General features: G+C 48.9%; 18 protein-coding genes. 11 read left to right on the top strand and 7 right to left on the bottom strand.

Translation table 11 applies throughout. From position 1 onward, the window contains the following. Positions 1-68: 68 nt before the first annotated feature. The 6 genes from QMX93_RS08020 to QMX93_RS07990 all read left to right on the top strand — a co-directional run bounded on the left by QMX93_RS08020 (position 69) and on the right by QMX93_RS07990 (position 5,080). Positions 69-1,013: a chromosome segregation protein SMC gene (locus QMX93_RS08020; protein ID WP_282354395.1), complete on the top strand. Its 945-nt coding sequence runs from the start codon at positions 69-71 to the stop codon at positions 1,011-1,013. A gap of 220 nt (positions 1,014-1,233) precedes the next feature. Further along, positions 1,234-1,599, top strand: a complete 366-nt coding sequence (locus QMX93_RS08010) for a histone-like nucleoid-structuring protein, MvaT/MvaU family (RefSeq protein ID WP_282354391.1) — start codon at positions 1,234-1,236, stop codon at positions 1,597-1,599. Positions 1,600-2,024: 425 nt separating this feature from the next. After that, positions 2,025-2,327 (top strand): DUF4031 domain-containing protein, encoded by a 303-nt coding sequence (locus QMX93_RS08005; RefSeq protein ID WP_282354389.1) that lies wholly within the window; start codon positions 2,025-2,027, stop codon positions 2,325-2,327. Between the two features lie 26 nt (positions 2,328-2,353). Beyond that, positions 2,354-3,307, top strand: a complete 954-nt coding sequence (locus QMX93_RS08000; RefSeq protein WP_282354387.1) for a thymidylate synthase — start codon at positions 2,354-2,356, stop codon at positions 3,305-3,307. A gap of 1 nt (position 3,308) precedes the next feature. Next, positions 3,309-4,148, top strand: a complete 840-nt coding sequence (locus tag QMX93_RS07995; RefSeq protein ID WP_282354386.1) for a hypothetical protein — start codon at positions 3,309-3,311, stop codon at positions 4,146-4,148. 53 nt (positions 4,149-4,201) lie between these two features. Next, positions 4,202-5,080 carry a hypothetical protein gene (locus tag QMX93_RS07990; RefSeq protein ID WP_282354383.1) on the top strand — a complete coding sequence of 293 codons (879 nt, stop codon included), beginning with the start codon at positions 4,202-4,204 and terminating at the stop codon, positions 5,078-5,080. On the opposite strand, the gene QMX93_RS07985 is transcribed toward QMX93_RS07990, so the two are convergent. The 3 genes from QMX93_RS07985 to QMX93_RS07975 form a co-directional block, all read right to left on the bottom strand. After that, entirely contained in the window at positions 5,081-6,154 is a 1,074-nt protein-coding gene (locus QMX93_RS07985; protein WP_282354381.1) for an ImmA/IrrE family metallo-endopeptidase, read from the bottom strand. A 4-nt stretch (positions 6,155-6,158) separates the two neighbouring features. Then, positions 6,159-6,497 (bottom strand): hypothetical protein, encoded by a 339-nt coding sequence (locus QMX93_RS07980; protein WP_282354378.1) that lies wholly within the window; start codon positions 6,495-6,497, stop codon positions 6,159-6,161. Between the two features lie 881 nt (positions 6,498-7,378). After that, entirely contained in the window at positions 7,379-7,990 is a 612-nt protein-coding gene (locus QMX93_RS07975) for a hypothetical protein (RefSeq protein WP_282354377.1), read from the bottom strand. Positions 7,991-8,108: 118 nt separating this feature from the next. Between QMX93_RS07975 and QMX93_RS07970 the strand changes: the two genes are divergently transcribed. Beyond that, positions 8,109-8,792, top strand: a complete 684-nt coding sequence (locus QMX93_RS07970; protein ID WP_282354375.1) for an AbiV family abortive infection protein — start codon at positions 8,109-8,111, stop codon at positions 8,790-8,792. A gap of 273 nt (positions 8,793-9,065) precedes the next feature. Beyond that, positions 9,066-9,395 (top strand): hypothetical protein, encoded by a 330-nt coding sequence (locus tag QMX93_RS07965; protein ID WP_282354373.1) that lies wholly within the window; start codon positions 9,066-9,068, stop codon positions 9,393-9,395. A 129-nt stretch (positions 9,396-9,524) separates the two neighbouring features. Here QMX93_RS07965 and QMX93_RS07960 read toward each other — a convergent pair whose 3' ends face one another. The 4 genes from QMX93_RS07960 to QMX93_RS07945 all read right to left on the bottom strand — a co-directional run bounded on the left by QMX93_RS07960 (position 9,525) and on the right by QMX93_RS07945 (position 14,187). After that, positions 9,525-10,190: a DCL family protein gene (locus QMX93_RS07960; protein ID WP_282354371.1), complete on the bottom strand. Its 666-nt coding sequence runs from the start codon at positions 10,188-10,190 to the stop codon at positions 9,525-9,527. Positions 10,191-10,314: 124 nt separating this feature from the next. Continuing rightward, positions 10,315-12,477 carry a DEAD/DEAH box helicase gene (locus QMX93_RS07955; RefSeq protein WP_282354368.1) on the bottom strand — a complete coding sequence of 721 codons (2,163 nt, stop codon included), beginning with the start codon at positions 12,475-12,477 and terminating at the stop codon, positions 10,315-10,317. After that, the gene (locus QMX93_RS07950; protein ID WP_282354366.1) at positions 12,474-13,340 is read right to left on the bottom strand and encodes a DUF1837 domain-containing protein; all 867 of its coding nucleotides are present in this window, start codon (positions 13,338-13,340) and stop codon (positions 12,474-12,476) included. The genes QMX93_RS07955 and QMX93_RS07950 overlap by 4 nt, the downstream gene beginning before the upstream one ends. 478 nt (positions 13,341-13,818) lie before the next feature. After that, positions 13,819-14,187, bottom strand: coding sequence for a PH domain-containing protein (locus QMX93_RS07945; RefSeq protein ID WP_282354364.1), 369 nt, complete (start codon positions 14,185-14,187; stop codon positions 13,819-13,821). Positions 14,188-14,386: 199 nt separating this feature from the next. Here QMX93_RS07945 and QMX93_RS07940 point away from each other — a divergent pair, with 199 nt between their 5' ends. The 3 genes from QMX93_RS07940 to QMX93_RS07930 all read left to right on the top strand — a co-directional run bounded on the left by QMX93_RS07940 (position 14,387) and on the right by QMX93_RS07930 (position 17,594). After that, positions 14,387-14,740, top strand: coding sequence for a hypothetical protein (locus tag QMX93_RS07940; RefSeq protein WP_282354362.1), 354 nt, complete (start codon positions 14,387-14,389; stop codon positions 14,738-14,740). Between the two features lie 130 nt (positions 14,741-14,870). Continuing rightward, positions 14,871-15,602, top strand: a complete 732-nt coding sequence (locus QMX93_RS07935) for a hypothetical protein (protein ID WP_282354360.1) — start codon at positions 14,871-14,873, stop codon at positions 15,600-15,602. A 72-nt stretch (positions 15,603-15,674) separates the two neighbouring features. After that, complete coding sequence (locus QMX93_RS07930; protein ID WP_282354358.1) at positions 15,675-17,594, top strand: alkaline phosphatase D family protein; 1,920 nt, start codon at positions 15,675-15,677, stop codon at positions 17,592-17,594. Positions 17,595-17,673 lie beyond the last annotated feature (79 nt).

Raw genomic sequence — 17,673 nt, 5'->3', positions numbered from 1 at the left:
GCCGGCTTATTCCCGGCCTCGCCAGCCACTCAACCAACCCCCAATCGAATTGAACAGAGACTAAACACATGAACGAGATTCAAGACCTGAAAGACCGTCGCGACCAACTGCGCAGCGAGGCAGAACGGTTTCACGCCGAAATTCTGCCACTTGAGACCGTGCTGGAAAGTGACGACCCCATTGAACCGGATCGGAAACGCGAACTGCGGGACAAGTACAACGAGCTGAAACGGAATTTCGATTCGCGCAACAACAATGCCGACCTTTTGGATCGGAAGATCAGTCGCCGTGAGAATCTTCTCAACTGCGATTCCCTGATGGCGGGTTACATCGAGGCGATGGATAACTGGAAGGCTGATGAGCAGGAGCTCAACGAAAAGCGCCAGAGCCTCAGCACCCGCTTGGAACATATCCAACGACAAGCGGTAGAGGACATGGCCAAGGCCCGGCAGGCCGAAACGGACGCAGCCACTGCGTACGCACAGGCCGTTGCATGGGGCGATACCGAAGGCGAGAAGACCGCCAACACCGACGCACAAAAGGCGGCGAAGAACCTGACGGCCGCCGCCGAACATGACCGTCGGCAACATCTGATCATGGCCGCTTTGGAGCAAGAGCTGTTCACCGTAGATAAATACATCACTGAAGCGCAGGAAAAGCACAGCGCGATAGAACGCACCGCGCTTTGGCTCTCGCAGACGGTACTCGAGGAGCGATGGAACGAGGCCGCGAAAGCGTTGTTCGAGGTGGGTGGAAAGCTGTGGGCTAATTACAAACTGCTGGATCTTGATCATGTCGGGATGATGAATTTGGCCGTACCCGAACAAGGCGAAAATCATGGGCGATGGACATGGCACGAGCTCATAGACCGCTCTTACCAATACAGCGCGCGGGACTTAATCCAGCTCGACAGCCTGCCGGTGCAGCAGCAGTCCGAAGATATGAGCAATCCAGAACAACGTAAGGATGAACGTAATGAACAAACCAATACAGAACAGCGCGAGCTGGTCTGACACGCTCAAAACTCGGAAGGCTCATCTCAACGCCCTGTTGAAAACCATCAACGCAGGAACGGGCAAATCGAGTCCAATACAAACGCTGACAATTAACGCCATAAAATCGGAAATGACGCATATTGACAGCCAACTGAACCGTCGAAAATAGTGCTGAACTTATAACCAGCTCATTTTATCTTATTAGTTACGCACGCCCACTCTGAACAAGGGAAAGACAATGTCCAAACTCGCAGAATACCGTCAGCTGGAGAAACACCTCGCCGAGCAACTCCAGGCACTGGAAGCACTGAAAGGTGATGATGGGCTGAAGAAAGAAATCGAGTTCGAAACGAAGCTGCGCAAGCTGCTCGAACAGTATGGGTTTAGCCTGAAGCACATCGTCAACATTCTAGAGCCGCAAACCACGGCGCGGCGCCCAACCGTAGCTCCGGCCGCCAGTACCCGCAAACCACGCGAACTCAAGGTATACAAAAACCCAAATACCGGTGAAGTGATCGAAACCAAAGGTGGGAATCACAAAATGTTGAAAGAGTGGAAGGAAGAACACGGCGCCGACGTGGTTGAGGGATGGCTGGACAAGTAGAAAAAAGAACCACACCTGAAAAAGGGCCCAGACGGGCCCTTTTTGCTGCCAGCCTTTAACGCATAAAATCAGCCGTCAGCGCATCGCCGCATGGTGAAAGACACGCTGACGCGAATGTTCTCACTGGAATCGTTGCGGGTTGCTTTTTGAACGATACCTGTTCGGCCTGGAGTCTGGGTGATCGGACGAGAGCCAATGAATTTCTCCTACAACATGGCGAAGGCCAAAGCAGTACGGCTAATGCCCCATTGTTTTGTCATGGCATGGGTGTTGATTGTTGATTGTTGATCATGGCTTAAAAAAATTCGACTATTCCGCCCACTTCTTGGCCATGCTACAGTCCTTGCCAAGCCTCTCACCATGGACGGAAGTATGTGCATCGCCCTTCCAAAAAATTCACCTTGCTCTTTTTGGATAGCCTGCTAATGACCATCTACGTTGATAACGTCAAAGTGAAATGGGCAGGCAGTGAGTGGTGTCATCTAGTCGCAGATACGTTAGATGAATTGCATAGCTTCGCTTTACAATTAGGTCTTCGGCGCCAGTGGTTCCAAAGCTCTGCCTCTTATCCGCATTACGATATTAAATTAGCAGTTCGTACAAGGGCTATTCATCTCGGTGCGGTACCAGGCACTAGAAAGCAGATAATAGAGTGCGCAAAAAAATTAAAGATGGAGTATCAGACGCTTAAGGCTGATGCAACGCCACAGCTGGACTTTCTCTTTTAAACACGAATTCCAAACTGGAGCTGCCAGTGTTTATTAAAGGCGATACTGTAGATGATCTTCTAAAGAAAGTTTTTAAAGAGATCCTTGAAAACGGAACAGACGCAGAGCCGACCAAAGGCAAAACAAAAGAGCTATCTGGTGTATTGCTTAAGCTAAATAACCCATTGGGAAGAATAAGTCGCACCGAAGGAAAGGGTACAATCTTCAGTTGCTTGGGCGAGCTTCTCTGGTACTTATCTGGTTCAAACCAACTTAATCAAATCCGATATTACATTCAGGACTACCATAAGTTTTCAGATGACGGTAAAACGATTTTCGGAGCGTATGGGCCAAAGCTATTCGGCGCGGATGGCCAAATTCCAGCAGTTATCAAGTCACTTCAGCAGCGCTCCTCTACCAGAAAAGCAGTAGTGCAGCTTTTTTCCAGCTCAGATATAAAATCGCACCACAATGATGTCCCCTGCACCTGTACGCTTCAGTTTTTAGTCAGAGAAGGCAAACTTAGTCTCTACACGTCCATGCGCTCCAATGATGCATTCAAGGGACTTCCACACGACATCTTTGCCTTCACAATGCTTCAAGAATTAGCTGCCCGCAAGTTAGGACTACCCATGGGAGAATATGGACATTATGTCACTAGCCTGCATCTCTACCTGGATGACCTAGAAAGAGTTGAACTCTTTCAGAATGAAGGCTGGCAGGAAAAAGTCTATATGGCTCACATGCCCGAGGGTGATCAGACTAGTAATGTTCTCCGACTACTTAAGCATGAACGAGAGTTGAGACTGCTGAATAAAATAGCTTCTAAGAAGCATTCTGATGACTACTGGAAAGACTTATCATCTCTTCTTGAGATCTTTAATCTAGTAAAATCCAGAAATTTCGCACAACTGGCTGGCATGGAAAACTCGATAACGAACATTGAGTTGAGAAGCCTAGCAGCGCGGAAAATAAAGCTATCTCAAAGAAGTGGAGCATAAATTGCGAGCAACTGATCATATCGTCTCGACCTCTGATGCTCAGCTGAACATCTTAAAAAGAATGATCCACCTCATTCACGAACAGCTGCTGAACAAATTGGACGTCATCACCTGGGCTGCCCCGATCCCCTACTTTGGGGATCCGTGCAAAGCGACTATCGCAACCGTCGGTTTAAATCCAAGCGACAGAGAGTTTGTATCTTCTGATGGAGTAGAACTCGCAAATACAGCTAGACGATTCCACACTTTGGCATCTCTTGAATTAAATAGCTGGAATGATTTGAAGCTTGCACAACTAGAATCTATACATGATACATGCACAGAATATTTTTCCAGAAACCCCTACGATGGTTGGTTCAAGCCTTTAGATCTACTCATAAGCGGAACCAATGATTCATTCTACAGCTCATTATTTCACGCCTGCCATTTAGACCTAATACCTTATGCAACAGGCATTAAATGGGCTTCCTTGAAGACTTGGCAGCGCGAATCTCTACTGACGATATCCGCCAATTTCTTAGGTCAAGTTTTGAAATATTCGCCAATCAAAATATTGATTTTGAATGGGAAGACAGTGGTGGAAAATTTTGAGCGAGCAAGCGATGTATCGTTTCGCAAAGAGCCGATGAAGGACTGGTGTTTACCGCGAAAGAACGGAAACCATATTAGCGGATTCAGCTATGAAGGGAAAATTGCGAGAATAGCGGATGTCGATATAGGCAGAGACATACACATATTAGGTTATAACCATAACATCCAAAGTAGTTATGGAGTGACTTCGTTAGTGCGAACATCCATTCAGGAATGGATTTCGCATAAGACCAAGGAGATCTTAAATTGATACAAGCTAGAAATCCTCTCAAGCAGTCATTGAGCGCTAAACTCGATCGAGCCGTGAACGATGGTTTGCCCCTACCTGGAGCCGCAGCGATAGAGAACAAAGCTGCACTTTTGGAGCAATTGGTAGAAAGCATTCGACGAGTAGACTACGTGGCTGCGATTGCTTCAAGACCGATCAGTCCTAACCGTGCTAATCCAAGCAGCGATTACTTCGACCCAATTCGCGCAGCGGTCTTGAAGGCGCAAGCCGGTGATTTTGAGGAGGCTAGCTGGTTAGTTTTCTTGGCAACGCATTTTGGCAAGGCCAACCGGACAGGCTGGCTCTTAACAAAGGATGTGTATGGGGCTCTCGGCGCTGCACATAACTGGACATGGCCTCTGGTCAGCACTAATCCTGTTGCCATGAGTCAATGGATTGCGGGCAATCAAGCCGTATTGAGAAGCGGCGGCCGAAAATTTGGAAATCATCGTAAATATGAGTCTCTCGATCCGGCAAAGAGCAATTCAACAGGAGAGGTTATTGAGAGCTATGTTAATTGGGTAATGCAACATGGCTCCCACATGGGTCTCTTTTCTCACGCACTGATGGAGTCTGGCGGGAACCAAAGAATTGCGTTCGGCACGCTCTATCGCTCAATGGGCGCGGTAAAGAGGTTTGGTCGAACTGGAAAGTTTGATTATCTAACTATGATTGCGAAGGTGGGAGTTTCCACTATTGTGGCAGATTCGACCTATATGGCTGAGGCAACTGGGCCACTGAAGGGGGCGCGCCTACTTTTTGGCGGTACAACCACAGCTGACTTGTCTGCTGTGGTGTTGGAGCAAAAGATACAGCGATTGGACAGCGTCCTAGACGTAGGCATGCAGGTCATCGAAGACGCCCTATGCAACTGGCAAAAATCGCCGGGCAGTTTCGTAAAATTTAGAGGCTGATCAGATGGAGGACCATGAATACCGAACTTTCAATTTATTCATATGGCCCGATTTCAATATTCTTTCATGCTGCATTTGCCCTACGACGATTCCAGGTGCAATTCCAATAGACTTGGAAAACTTTATAATACTTCTGTAGTCAGTGGCATGCGCCCTCATACTGTCCCTGAAAGTCTTGGGGATGAGTGTGATGGCTGCAAAGTCATTGGCTTCTTTCTCATCTTGCGTGCATTCAAATCCTTCACCCTCCACGAATGTCGACTTCCGTCCGTGAAGGACTAAGTGTCCGATTTCGTGGAACAATGAGAACCAAAAATGATCATCTGATAAGTAGCGAAAACTGAGCATGATAAGTGCTTTTTCGTTTGTGACGAATTTAGCCATGCCACTAGCGGGGCACCCTTCTGGTGTTTTAGAGATAACTAATACAATACCGCAATCGTTTAGGATGGTTTGTAGTTCAGGGATAAATACTGCAGGCTTGGAAATGTGCGTGAGTACTCTTATCGCTTCAAGACTACTAAGAAGTCGATCTTTATCCCAAGACCTGCAAGAAATTTTCGAGGCTTTGCTTTCTCCAAATCTCACCCATGCCGCTGTCGCACCAACTTCTTGATCAAACGTCTGACTCGTTCGGAAGCGGGTTTCCCTAGTGAATTCCGCACTAACATCTTTCCACGCGCTTATGTCGGGTATACCAAAATAATCGAGACAATCGATTACTTTTTTAGATTTACTATCCGAATCTGGAATCCACCCGAAGGTTTGCATACTTTTTATTGGTAAATCAGCAAGCCAGCTATCTTCTGTCTTCGTAGTTTTCCTGTATATCCGCGAGACGTCTTCACGATATTGTTGTTCTCGCGCTAGCCAAAATTCGGCGTCGGGACCGATTACTTCAGCTAGTTTATGAGCTAATAGCTCGCCTATTTCAAGACTGCCATTGAAAAGAGATTTGATGCCATTCAAATCATAACCAATGTCTCTTGCCAAGCATTCTGGGCTGATCTCCCGATCATAGAGAATATCCAGAATTGTTTCGCCGGGAGGTGAGACCCAGGTTGGCTGAAACATAGAGTTACTCATCATCATCTTTTCCAATCTTTAACAGTTTTACTGACGTCACAGAACCCCAGTTTACATTACCAGAGGATAATATTGGGACTTGTTGATGAGCGGCACTGAACAGGAGATGGTGATTCTGATGGAGCTTAACCACCACCAACCCAGGTGGAATGGCGTTAAGCTCGGCAGGTTTTCCGACGGGGAGATAAAGGATATTTGACGCTGCACGAATATCTGCGAGTCGCCTGAACAGGCTCTGCGCCAATGCTGGCGGCAACTCCTGGAGGGCAATCACTTCGCTGGTGCAAAGGTCGCGGAGTACCTCTGTCTCAAACGCCAATTTCAACGCCATTCTGTCCGATTCGTCCGTGATGTGATGGATACAGTGGCGTAATGATACCCCTTCGGCTGGGCAAACACATCGCCTGTCTTCCAGCGGTTCACCAATGAACCCATACCCATCGCGATCGCTCCTAATATAACTCCCCGGTTGTTCCTAACCTGAGCGCTGTAGCATCGCCACACATCTGTGCGGATCGAGTCGAAACCTGCACACGTTGTTCCACGGTATAGCAACCTATCAAGGGATCCGCCAGTCTCAGAACGGCATGCGGCTTTCGTAGCTTCTGTCTGAGATTGGCCCCGCAGTGAACGGCAGACACTGGACCTGAAAAGATCTACGTGTACGGGACTATTTGCCTGCACAGCCCCTATCTCTTCAGAAGGCGGTCTGAAAACGTTACACGTTTGGCGATTGTTACACCGCCCCCTCTAAAAGATACCAGACCGTGTAACGTGATTATTATCCAATGAAATCAATAGGTTAATTAAAATGCTACACCTGTAACACTAGTTACACGCTAATTTCTGACTGTCTGCCCCACTCCCCATCAGCAATCAGTTCCACCAGCGGAGACATTCCAGCTGGAGCTCGGGGCCCCTGAGCAAAAGCGACATATACGGGGTCGGAAACCCGCAGGACCTTGTTAGCGGGAGAACTCCCAGCTTAGTGAACAGGTGAACCCGGTGAACTGCCGGTTCACCTGTGCATTTGCCCTACGGAATGACGTCTTTGGGGGTCACCATTACCGAAACGGTAACGATGGCTGTTTTTCAACGTGATTCTTTCAATTTCAATGACTGAAATTTCAGTAACTCTTGAGTCCTCCCACTAACGAAACCTCGCGGGTTTCCGACCCCGTGCAACTGCAAAACTCCCAGGGTCCCCGGCACCTAATTCGAGATGAAGATCGGATGACCTTGAAAATCGAACCCTGGCAAGGCCCGCTCTAAATATCCAAGGGTTCGCGATTCTAATAGGGCTTTGGCATCTGGCAGCAGTGCATGTACCTCACCTCTGGTGGGTGCTCTGTCCAACCGCTTGCTCTTCACCAGCTCAACCAGCTCAGCACGAAGACGAGTAGCCGCCTGTTTTGGACCAATCCTCGCATAGACCGAATCTCTCACCAGAAATGTCGGGAACGCCTCTTTGTACACTTCAACCAACGCGTTCCAACGTAGGTCATGAAACTCCTTACCTACTAGCTCTTTCACCATGGCAAACGCCTGCTTGTGCTTTTCTTGCGATGCGTCCCAATCAGCGTAGGTGTCGGCCATGTACTGCGCTTCCTGTTCGTCTTCAAGTTCACGACTACGATTAATGCTGTCGAGAACCTCTTGTGCCTGTGCGATCAGTAATGAGTCATTCGTTATGATCCCGACATCCAGAGCAAGAAGAGCGGCTCCATGGGCGATGCCTTCGCTTTCGTAATCATCCCTTTCGCGCTGCTCGAAAGCCCCGAATCTAATTTGTAAAGCTTGGCTCACTGCCTGGTTGGAATGCATTGCTAACACTCTTATCTTGAAATTTGAAAAGCGTCACACCGGTAGAGACCGGTTATAGCAGAACCTTCCACCGGCGCAGCCACATGTGCCCATCCATAAAGTGCATGAGGGGGCTGCCATGCAGCAAAAACTCGACAGCTACAAAGGCCCACTTTCCAATACTCAAATAGCTGATGGAATGAACGCCGCGTTACAAAACGCGGCACGTCTCGCCAAGGATGCCAGATTGCTTATTGACGCTGGTCGTCTACCTTCAGCCGTATCACTCGCAATCCTTTCCATTGAAGAGGCCGGGAAGATTTCAATTCTCCGCTCATTGGCTTTTGCCGAAAACGAGCAGGATCTGAAAACGGAGTGGAGGAGGTATCGGTCTCATACCAGCAAGAATCTACAGTGGATTCTTCCCCAACTGGTGGCCACTGGAGCCCGATCTCTGGATGACATGCGCCCACTGTTTGACGAGGATTCGGATCACCCGCATCTGCTGGATCAACTGAAACAAATCGGTTTCTATACTGATTGCCTGGGGAGCAAAGCTCATTGGTCACTTCCGGAAGAGGTCATCGACCTCGATCTGGCGAAAATGCTCGTCAACACAGCAGAAATCTTAAGCTCCGGCTCCCAGACGACTGAGCGAGAGATCGCACTATGGGTTGAACATCTCAAGCCTGTTTGGAATCGGAGTGACCGACAAATGAAGCAGGCTTTGATCGATTGGTATGGAGCTATGCAAGAGGAAGGCTTGAAAGAAGCCGGACCAAACAAAATGGAGCAGTTCGCTCGCGGTGGACTGGTCGATTGACCTGGCCGGGCCCCCGACTTACCCTTTTGTAAAGCACAGCACTTATGACCATGTATCCCTACATGTATCCCTTGCAGCATAAAAGGGCTACAGACCACGGTTTATATGGAACGCTCGAGTCTCCCTCGGGCACCAAAATTAAGAAAGGTCTTGCTTAGCAAGGCCTTTTTTTTCGCCTGCAATAAAGCCCCTCAGATTATGTAGGAGCTGCCGCAGGCTGCGATCTTTTGACCTTCAGCTTCTCGACCGACGAAAACCCCAAGGATCATCACCATGGAAACGTCACTGGAAACAGTCGCCCTGTTCTCCCTGAAACTCGCGTATGAGGAAGAGGGCCTAAGCCCGATCCTGCGCGATGACATGGTCATGGGTGACTACCAGCGAGATATTTTCGAGTTGTTGGTGAAACGTGGCGATGTCGAGACTATTCAATTGAAGATGAATGAGTGCCTCGGCCTGGCGATGGATGCCTTGGGTGGTGTTGAGAAACCATTGGGGCGGGAGTTGCAGAAGTTGTCAGTTGAGTTCAGCGGGGCGCGTTCGCTGGAGCAGTTGGATCAGCCGCTCCTTGCGCTCAAGGGCTATTTAAAAGAGATACTATAGGGATTACTTGAGCCAACTAATATATATAGAACCCTACTGTAAATCCTTGCCAGCGCCCGAAACGCACCTAAAACTCAGCCTCACATAACTAAAAATACAACTACCTAGCATTAATAACAACTCACCACACTAAGAACGAATCGGAATTTCGTAACGCTTAAAAATCTCAAGGCTCGCAACTTTAAGATGATAACTTAAAAAATCATTCGCCATACTAGGATCAGAAAAAACGGCAGAATATTGCATGTCAGCCCCTCTCGAAATCAAACGCTCTGATACTGTAATATTATGGAATTCAATAAATCCCTCTACAATCTCCCTAAAGCGGGGAGTCGTATGTCGATAATCAGACGTAGTAAATGTAGTAAGAACCCCGGTCTTGCGGCAAGCAATTTCGCCCCCAGCGATCTCAAATAAACGTTTCTTTCTATCAGAAACAGAATTAGCAACTGATCTCTGGCAAGCTTGATAGAAGCAAGATTTCAAACTAGGAGAAGTTCCCCTAACGCATGTTTTGTAAGAGAAATCTGTCTTCGACCCATCATTTCTGTGCACATGAAAACAACTCGATGGATGGTCAGTCGATCTGCCCCGATAAATGCCTACAACACCACTTCCAATCTTTAAGTCAGCGTCTGGATGTCTCTGAAGCAACTCATAAACAAATTCTTCATCTACCGCATCTAGATACTCATCATCTTCATAACGATCCAAAATACCTTTAAAAAATGCGTCAGCTTCACCTTGCTTATCAAATTTGATACTAGGCAATACTATTGGCTTTGAAACACCCATCACTCACCCCAATATTTACCAAACCAAGTTAGACCTTTCCATATTGACACCGCCAACAAAACGAACCCACATCAATTCTACAGATAATAAAACACTATTCCCCCTGATTCTTGAAAAAACTTTTTCATTTCTTTTTTGTCGATCCAACCTTCGATCCAATACCCTCTTGAAAATCCTCTATGACGCGCCTTTCAAAGACGCCATCTGCAAACGCCCCTAACTCTTTTTGCTTCAGCTTATTCACCACATACTCTAAACCATCATCTTTAGAGAAAACTTGACCGGCCATAAGTTTTTCCGAAATTTCCGTTGGAAGCCCGTATTCCTCGAGAGTTGAGAAGGACGAAGGTTGAAATAAATGCTCAATAGATGCGGCAAACGCTATATAATTTGCACCTTTCAATCCTCGCTTCACAAGTACAACATTCAACACCTCATTAAGCGAAATCAAATATTTCGGATAATTGAACGATGCCCACCCCCTTAGAAAAGCAAGTACATTTTCAACTGAGTCATCAGGTGAAGTACCAAAGTCAATTTGACTTTTTATCATTTCCCGCCTGAACCTTGGAACGCTTCTTAACGCGTACAACCTCCAAACATACAATGTCATCATGGATGACGTACGCATAGAACTCTGCCGGGCAGTTCCAGCACCTCCGAGCTGTTTCCATATAATTTCAGATGTAGCTTTTATGTCTTCATACCTAGGGCGGCTTGACCAAACTAGCTTTTGCAGTTCACGAACATCCAAGCCATACAAATATTTTGCAGTATCTAACAGATACTCCGGTTCTATCCCCGACAACTTCCTCAGAACTTCTACAGGCAGCAAATCTTGTTTAGTTAGCAGATCCACTTTGCCCTGGAGCCCCACTGGAACTAAACCTTCGGGTAGATTTATAAGAATACTGCTTGGAGTTGTTTCTGTAGGATTGAATGACGGTATATCAACGAAGGGAAGATTTTCTTCTGGAGGAGCATCAAAACAGTAAACACTTCCAACAAAGTGCTTAAACATCCTACCTGATCTTCCTCTTATATTATTAAATGTAAAAAAATCTAGAGGTTTTTTATTCAGCGATCCGTCATATACGACGACATTTTTTGCCGCTGTATTCACTCCTTCAATCAAGGTCGATGTACAGAGAAGGATATTCAGTTTCCCTTCTTCAAAAGCTCGAATCATGAATCGGCCTAGAGATCTCGGTAACCTACCATGATGTATACCGACTCCATGCATTAATGCAACAGAAACCAACCATTCATCATGATAGTGCCGAGAGGTCCATTGAGCGGCCTCGATCAGCTCTTCATCTTCAGAAAGCGGCACATCCCTTAATGCCAGATAATTCTTAAGAAGCTTTCGAGTACTCGCCGGAGACTGGCAATACACCAACGTCTGCCCATCCAGCCCGTCTAGCAAGTTTGCGAACGCCTCCTCTCTACTTGGTTTTTTGCTAAGAACGTGCAGTTCAATTGCGACCGTTTGAAAGTCTTCGATATAAAAACTACACTTCAAGCGGTCTGTTACGATCTCGGGTATAGATTTGATTGAAGGACCAAGCAGATAAAACTGAGCGCCCGTCTTAACTAGCTTTATGAGTGCTTGATTGAGAAGTGTTGCCCTATCACCCTCACCAGAAATTGAAAGCTTATAAAATTCGTCAATAGCAAAAAAATCGACATCTGGAATTTCAGTCTCCATTGCCAAAAAGCGCTCTTGTGTCAGTACAAAAATATTGCGCTCACTCTGCTCCTGTCCTCCCGTAGTTAAAATATTATAACGCCCAACGAACCTTGACATTCTACGACGAGTCTCTTCTACCAACGCCAGCGTTGGCAAAATCAATACAATATTCGAAAAGTTTTTTTCAGATATAATCACATCAATTAACAAGCTTTTACCATAAGATGTGGGAGCGCTTAAAATAACCGACTCACCAGCCATCAGTTTTCTCAGAATCCTAGTCTGCGAGCTATGGAGGACATAATTCTCCATCTCTTTTTCCGCTCGGTTACTCGCATGTGTAAATGCGCTTCGAAGTGATAAGCTCTCGAGATCCGACGCATATGGATACAATCCAACCTGCATAGCCAACTCATCAACTATATTTCGATATAGAACATCAAGCCTATCACGCTTCGCGAGTGTCCTAATTACAAACTCCCGCCCAACCTCTAAATTGCTAGAACATATAGCAGATACTACCGAGAGCATTTTGAAGGGTGTATTTACCCACTCACCCCCTCTCAATTCTTTTCGCACAGCCTGATGATCTATCATATCTGAAGAGCCTTTAGGCGTTTATCCAAAGCGGCAATTAACTCTTTTTTCTCATGTAGCGGGATCAAAATCACATGAACGGTTATTGGCAGAACTGTAAAAAACCTCTCTGAATACTGATCATTTAACTTATTTCGAAAACTAGAATATGCATCAACAATTTCATCCCTGATATTACTCTCGTACTCTTTATCTATCGCACCACCTTTCACCACCTCACTATCGTAAGTTAGTAAAACAGGTATGCAAGCTTGCCGAAACACTTTATCCAAAGATGTATTTTCGTGAAGTAATTCCCTTAGCTCTTCCGCCTCGGGCCACTCCGGGTCTATTTTATTTCTTATCAGAATAAATTCCGACTTAAGGTAGTCAGTTTCCAAATGGTCAACTATCTCCTTGACCACATCGTAGATCGCCCTAGAAACCTTATTATAAAATTTGGTTTCACCTACCCAGAGTTCAAGCCCGTCGTCTTTCTTCACTACATGAACAGCGTCGAATCCTTTCACCGTCTCGTTAACTGAGCTCTTGTAATAAATCTTATTTATAGCGGGAAGCGTTTTATATACTTGCCTAATGGCTATATGAAGCAATATCTCACCAAACTCGCCTCGCAATCCGTACTTTTCCGTATCGTAAACAATTTTTGCTGCACGCTTTATAATCCGCAGTGCATTATGGTGGCCAATTTCATTTATCTCAGAGTAACTTAGCGCGAACTCTGGCAACCACTCTATTATATGATCTGCAAACTGATCATTTCGCCACTTACCGCGCTCAAAGCCAGCACAGAGAGCAAGGTCATCACCAATCCCCCCAGACTCATGAAAAACGACACTTAAAAATTTGTCCGGATGTTTCATACGCGAACACTCAAGTTAATATGAATATTACAAACCAGCACACAAGAAAATATAGTCTTTAATTTCTTAGTAAGTATCATAAAAACAAAAGAATTAAATTCGACACAGAAACCCATCAATCGCAATAGCAAATTACAGCCACGCACGTCGGCACTACTCGCTGACAATAGTAAAAACCCGAGGTATTGGCTCAATGATTTAGCATGGGGTGTATGCGAGCAACGAGAAGGGGGAATAGATAGCATTACGTCTTCCTTTAACGAGATGCAAAAAACTCCGAACCTCGCTTGAATGGAGGTCTTTGTACCGAAGCTACTATTTTGCCATCGTCCCGTCCACCCTAAATCTTTACCGAACAAACATTGAAACATCCACATCGCACTGCTATGGCCAGCGATCTTAAGGCGCAGCAGCCCCGTCAAAAAAGCTCTCCCCCCACCATATTAGGCACGCCAGATCATCCGCATTCAGCTCTAATTCAATGTACGTGCTGAGAGATCACTTTCGAAATCTCGACCATCGAGGTCTTCCCGGTGAATTCGAATTTCACTTTCCCCAGCGACGAAAAGTAAATCTCCAGCTCCGAGTCCAGATCGAACGTCCCCGACGTTTCCACGGAATACGCGACGATGTTTTTATACGGCAGCGACGTGAAGTCTTTCTTGCTGCCGGTGATGCCTTGAACGTTGACGGCGATGATGCGTTTGTTGGTAAACACCACGCCATCACGCATCGACTTGTAGGAGTCGATGACCTCTTCCCCATCGAGCAATAGTTCGGTCACGCGTTGCGCGTACTCATCGTTTTGCTTGAGCTTGAAGAAGCCTTTGTTGTTGAAGTCGATCATCTGTCCATCCTTCTGTTCGAGAAAACATCCTGGTCGTGCTTCGTATCAGTGACGCGCGTCTAGTACAAAAAATATCTTCCGGAAAGCCTTTACCAGGATGACCAGCGTGGCGCGACGCTACTATTTTGCTATCTTGCCGTCCACTGTCGGTTGGGGCATCGAGCGCTTCGACCCGCGCTGATTTCAGGAGAGAAAGACGATGGATGTGTTGGTGTTCTTTGTGGTTTGGCCAGCGATGTGGGTGTGGGTGGTCAAAGTCCGTGGGACTTGGAATCTGTTGCTTGCCAATGTGTTGGGCGCTATCAGTGGGCTGATCGTTGGCCTGACCAGTGCGCAGTTGTGTGAAGGACTGTTCGGTTCAGCGCGGCCACCGGTGCCTGGCGTTATCGGCACCCTGATGGAAATGATGGCGACTGCCGGTGCGCTCATCGGCGTATGGATGTGGGTCGCACGCCGCTCGCAAGTTGAACCTCCAATCGCTCGTCAGCTTTTGGCTGCCCTTTGCGGCACCGCGGCGGGCATCACTACACTGGCGTTTTTCGCCCTGACGTAGCGTTCGTTTGAGCAGTCGGTGAATGTGTTCGTGGCGCCAGACGTCGATTTTGATATCTTGCCGTCCATCAACAGCGCGCTGTCTCAACACGCGCTGCTTCAAGCTTTTTGCAGGTTAAGGAAAGGATCGAATGGAGTTTCTGCGTTTTCTGGCGTTCATCGCCGCCTGGGGTTTCATGTGGCGCTGGGTAGTGAAGAACCGCGGCAGCTGGAATCTGTTCTACGGCAATATCGTCGGCGCAGCGGGCGGTTTCATTGTCGGGTTGGTGGTGCTGTCGATCACGCTGTCGCTGCTGCCATCCAGGCACAGCGCTGAACAGGCGCCGGTCGAAAACACCGTCGCGCAGAACGTCGAGCCGACTTCTTTACTGCCTGAGTTCGAATCAGCGGCGGCACCTGCTCCGCTCGAAAACGCGCCGAACTTCGCCGCCATCGAACCGGACAACACGCCATCGCCGCCGGATTCTGCGCTGCTGCCGAACTACGCCAGCCGCGCGCCGACGTTGATCTCGGAAAAAACCGTACTGGATCAAAGTGACGAACAAGGACGCAAAGCCCTGACCGCCCTGAGCAAAAAACTCGGGCATGACGCTGACAGCGACAAGTCGATGCTCGCCTATGTCATGTGCAGTCCGCTGGTGACCAGCACGTTGCGCTTCCCGGCTTCGGCGCGTTTTGCCGACAGCAAGGCGATCACCACCCAGCGCTTCAAGAATCAGGTGTACACCTTCAGCAACAGCGTCACCGCGCGCAACATGAACGGCGACGATGTCACCTACCGTTTCGACTGCTCGGTGCAAGAACAGGCGTCGTCCGGTGAATGGCAGTTGTTGGCGCTGAAGCTACAGAAAACCAACTCTTAAGCCTCACTTAAGGGTTCAAGGCGCCGGCTGCGCTATCATCGCCGACCTGTGCGCCTTGAGCTTTGTCCCCGGATGTCCGCAACCCTTGATGACCTGACCCCGCTGCCACCTGTTTTGGCCGGCCCGCTGCTGCGACGGCTGGAACCGACTCGGCTGGTGTTGTGGCTGGTCGGCACGCGCCAACTGTCTCTGACCTTGCGCCTGCAAGGTGTAGGAGAGATTCCTCTCGATGCGGCGAAATGCACCGTCATTCCCGTAGGCCGTCAGGCGTTTGTTCATCTCATCGATGTCACCCTGGAAAACGCCCTGCCCTGCGACACCCTCGTCGACTACGACCTGCTGATTGACGACACCCATGGCATCGCCGATTGGGCGCCCCATCTGTTGTATGGCAATGCGACGAGCCCGAACCTTGTTGTGCGTTCGCGGATCGATCAGTTGCTGCATGGCTCCTGCCGCAAACCGCATCACCCGGCGGCGGATGGTTTGCTCTGCGTCGACAAGCTTCTGGCCAGCGAAACCGACCCGCAACAACGCCCGGCGCTGTTGATGATGAGCGGCGATCAGGTCTACGCCGACGACGTCGCCGGGCCAATGCTGCGCGCGATTCATGCATTGATTGCACGTCTCTGCCTGTTCGACGAGCACCTCGAAGGCGCCGTGGTCAGCGACAGTGCCAAGCTCTACGAACACCCGGCGAGCTACTACCACCGCGCGGATTTGTTACCGGCGCTGGAGAGCAACGAGACTTTGCGTGAGCGATTTTTCGGCGGCGCACGTAAGCCGATTTTCACCAGCAGCAGCGCTGACAATCACCTGGTGACGTTCGCCGAAGTCATGGCGATGTACTTGCTGGTGTGGTCGCCAACCGCGTGGACACTGGTTGATCCGCAAGCGCCAGCACTCACGCCCGAACGCCTCAAGCGCTATGCCCTCGAACAAACGCGGATCGATGCCTTCACACTAGGCCTGGGCAACGTCGCCCGGGCGCTCGCGCATCTGCCGAGCCTGATGATTTTCGACGATCACGACATCACCGATGACTGGAATCTGTCCGCGCAATGGGAGGAAACGGCCTACGGTCATCCGTTCTCCAAACGCATCATCGGCAACGCTTTGATCGCCTATATGTTGTGCCAAGGCTGGGGCAATAACCCGGACGCCTTCAAGGATCTGCTGAAGCAAACTCAAGGTTTGAGCGCCAGCGGCGACGATCAATATCTCGACAGCCCGGTGCAGGACGCGCTGATCGATGACTTGCTGCGCTTTCAAAACTGGCATTTCGTGTTGCCGAGCAGTCCCGCGCTGGTAGTCATCGACACCCGCACCCGACGCTGGCGCAGCGAGATGGCGCTCAAGCAACCGTCGGGACTTCTCGATTGGGAGGCCTTGAGCGAACTGCAACAGGAACTGCTTGATCACCCGTCGGCGATCATCGTTTCACCGGCGCCGATCTTCGGCGTCAAGCTGATCGAAACCGTGCAAAAGGTCTTCAGTTGGTGCGGTTTTCCACTGCTGGTCGACGCGGAAAACTGGATGGCCCATCGCGGCGCGGCACAGGTGATCCTGAACATTTTCCGACACTCACGTACACCGGGTAACTACGTGGTGCTGTCCGGCGATGTGCATTATTCCTTCGTCTACGAAGTCCTTATCCGACACCGCAAGGCCGGCCCACGGATCTGGCAGATCACCAGCAGCGGGATCAAAAACGAGTTTCCGCCAACCTTGCTGGAATGGTTCGACCGCCTCAACCGCTGGCTCTACTCGCCGCGCTCACCGCTGAACTGGTTCACCAAACGCCGGCTGATGCGCATTGTTCCGTACACGCCTGAACATGCAGAGGCTGGGGAACGCTTGTGGAATTCGGCGGGAATCGGCCAGGTGTTTTTCAACGAACAGGGGCAACCGCGGGAGATCTTTCAGCACAACTCGAACGGAAAGGTGAAGACGCGAATGCTGGCGCCGGATATGACGGATTATCCGGACTGAGGCCCGACGCTTTTCCTACAGTGAGATTGGTAGCGGACGACATCGCGAAGGGGTTTCGCTGCAGGGGACGCGGGATAAG

It is taken from the genome of Pseudomonas sp. PS01303 (assembly GCF_029959385.1).
GTDB lineage: Bacteria > Pseudomonadota > Gammaproteobacteria > Pseudomonadales > Pseudomonadaceae > Aquipseudomonas > Aquipseudomonas rustica.
Note: the sequence above shows the minus strand (reverse complement) of the source record. Positions and strands in the feature narration are given on the sequence as shown.

What these genes read in the sequence shown, in the direction of transcription:
- QMX93_RS08020 (WP_282354395.1), top strand. Translation starts at nt 69, where the DNA reads ATGAACGAGATTCAAGACCTGAAAGACCGTCGCGACCAACTGCGCAGC.
- QMX93_RS08010 (WP_282354391.1), top strand. Translation starts at nt 1,234, where the DNA reads ATGTCCAAACTCGCAGAATACCGTCAGCTGGAGAAACACCTCGCCGAG.
- QMX93_RS08005 (WP_282354389.1), top strand. Translation starts at nt 2,025, where the DNA reads ATGACCATCTACGTTGATAACGTCAAAGTGAAATGGGCAGGCAGTGAG.
- QMX93_RS07985 (WP_282354381.1), bottom strand. Translation starts at nt 6,154, where the DNA reads ATGTTTCAGCCAACCTGGGTCTCACCTCCCGGCGAAACAATTCTGGAT.
- QMX93_RS07980 (WP_282354378.1), bottom strand. Translation starts at nt 6,497, where the DNA reads ATGGCGTTGAAATTGGCGTTTGAGACAGAGGTACTCCGCGACCTTTGC.
- QMX93_RS07975 (WP_282354377.1), bottom strand. Translation starts at nt 7,990, where the DNA reads ATGCATTCCAACCAGGCAGTGAGCCAAGCTTTACAAATTAGATTCGGG.
- QMX93_RS07970 (WP_282354375.1), top strand. Translation starts at nt 8,109, where the DNA reads ATGCAGCAAAAACTCGACAGCTACAAAGGCCCACTTTCCAATACTCAA.
- QMX93_RS07965 (WP_282354373.1), top strand. Translation starts at nt 9,066, where the DNA reads ATGGAAACGTCACTGGAAACAGTCGCCCTGTTCTCCCTGAAACTCGCG.
- QMX93_RS07960 (WP_282354371.1), bottom strand. Translation starts at nt 10,190, where the DNA reads ATGGGTGTTTCAAAGCCAATAGTATTGCCTAGTATCAAATTTGATAAG.
- QMX93_RS07955 (WP_282354368.1), bottom strand. Translation starts at nt 12,477, where the DNA reads ATGATAGATCATCAGGCTGTGCGAAAAGAATTGAGAGGGGGTGAGTGG.
- QMX93_RS07950 (WP_282354366.1), bottom strand. Translation starts at nt 13,340, where the DNA reads ATGAAACATCCGGACAAATTTTTAAGTGTCGTTTTTCATGAGTCTGGG.
- QMX93_RS07945 (WP_282354364.1), bottom strand. Translation starts at nt 14,187, where the DNA reads ATGATCGACTTCAACAACAAAGGCTTCTTCAAGCTCAAGCAAAACGAT.
- QMX93_RS07940 (WP_282354362.1), top strand. Translation starts at nt 14,387, where the DNA reads ATGGATGTGTTGGTGTTCTTTGTGGTTTGGCCAGCGATGTGGGTGTGG.
- QMX93_RS07935 (WP_282354360.1), top strand. Translation starts at nt 14,871, where the DNA reads ATGGAGTTTCTGCGTTTTCTGGCGTTCATCGCCGCCTGGGGTTTCATG.
- QMX93_RS07930 (WP_282354358.1), top strand. Translation starts at nt 15,675, where the DNA reads ATGTCCGCAACCCTTGATGACCTGACCCCGCTGCCACCTGTTTTGGCC.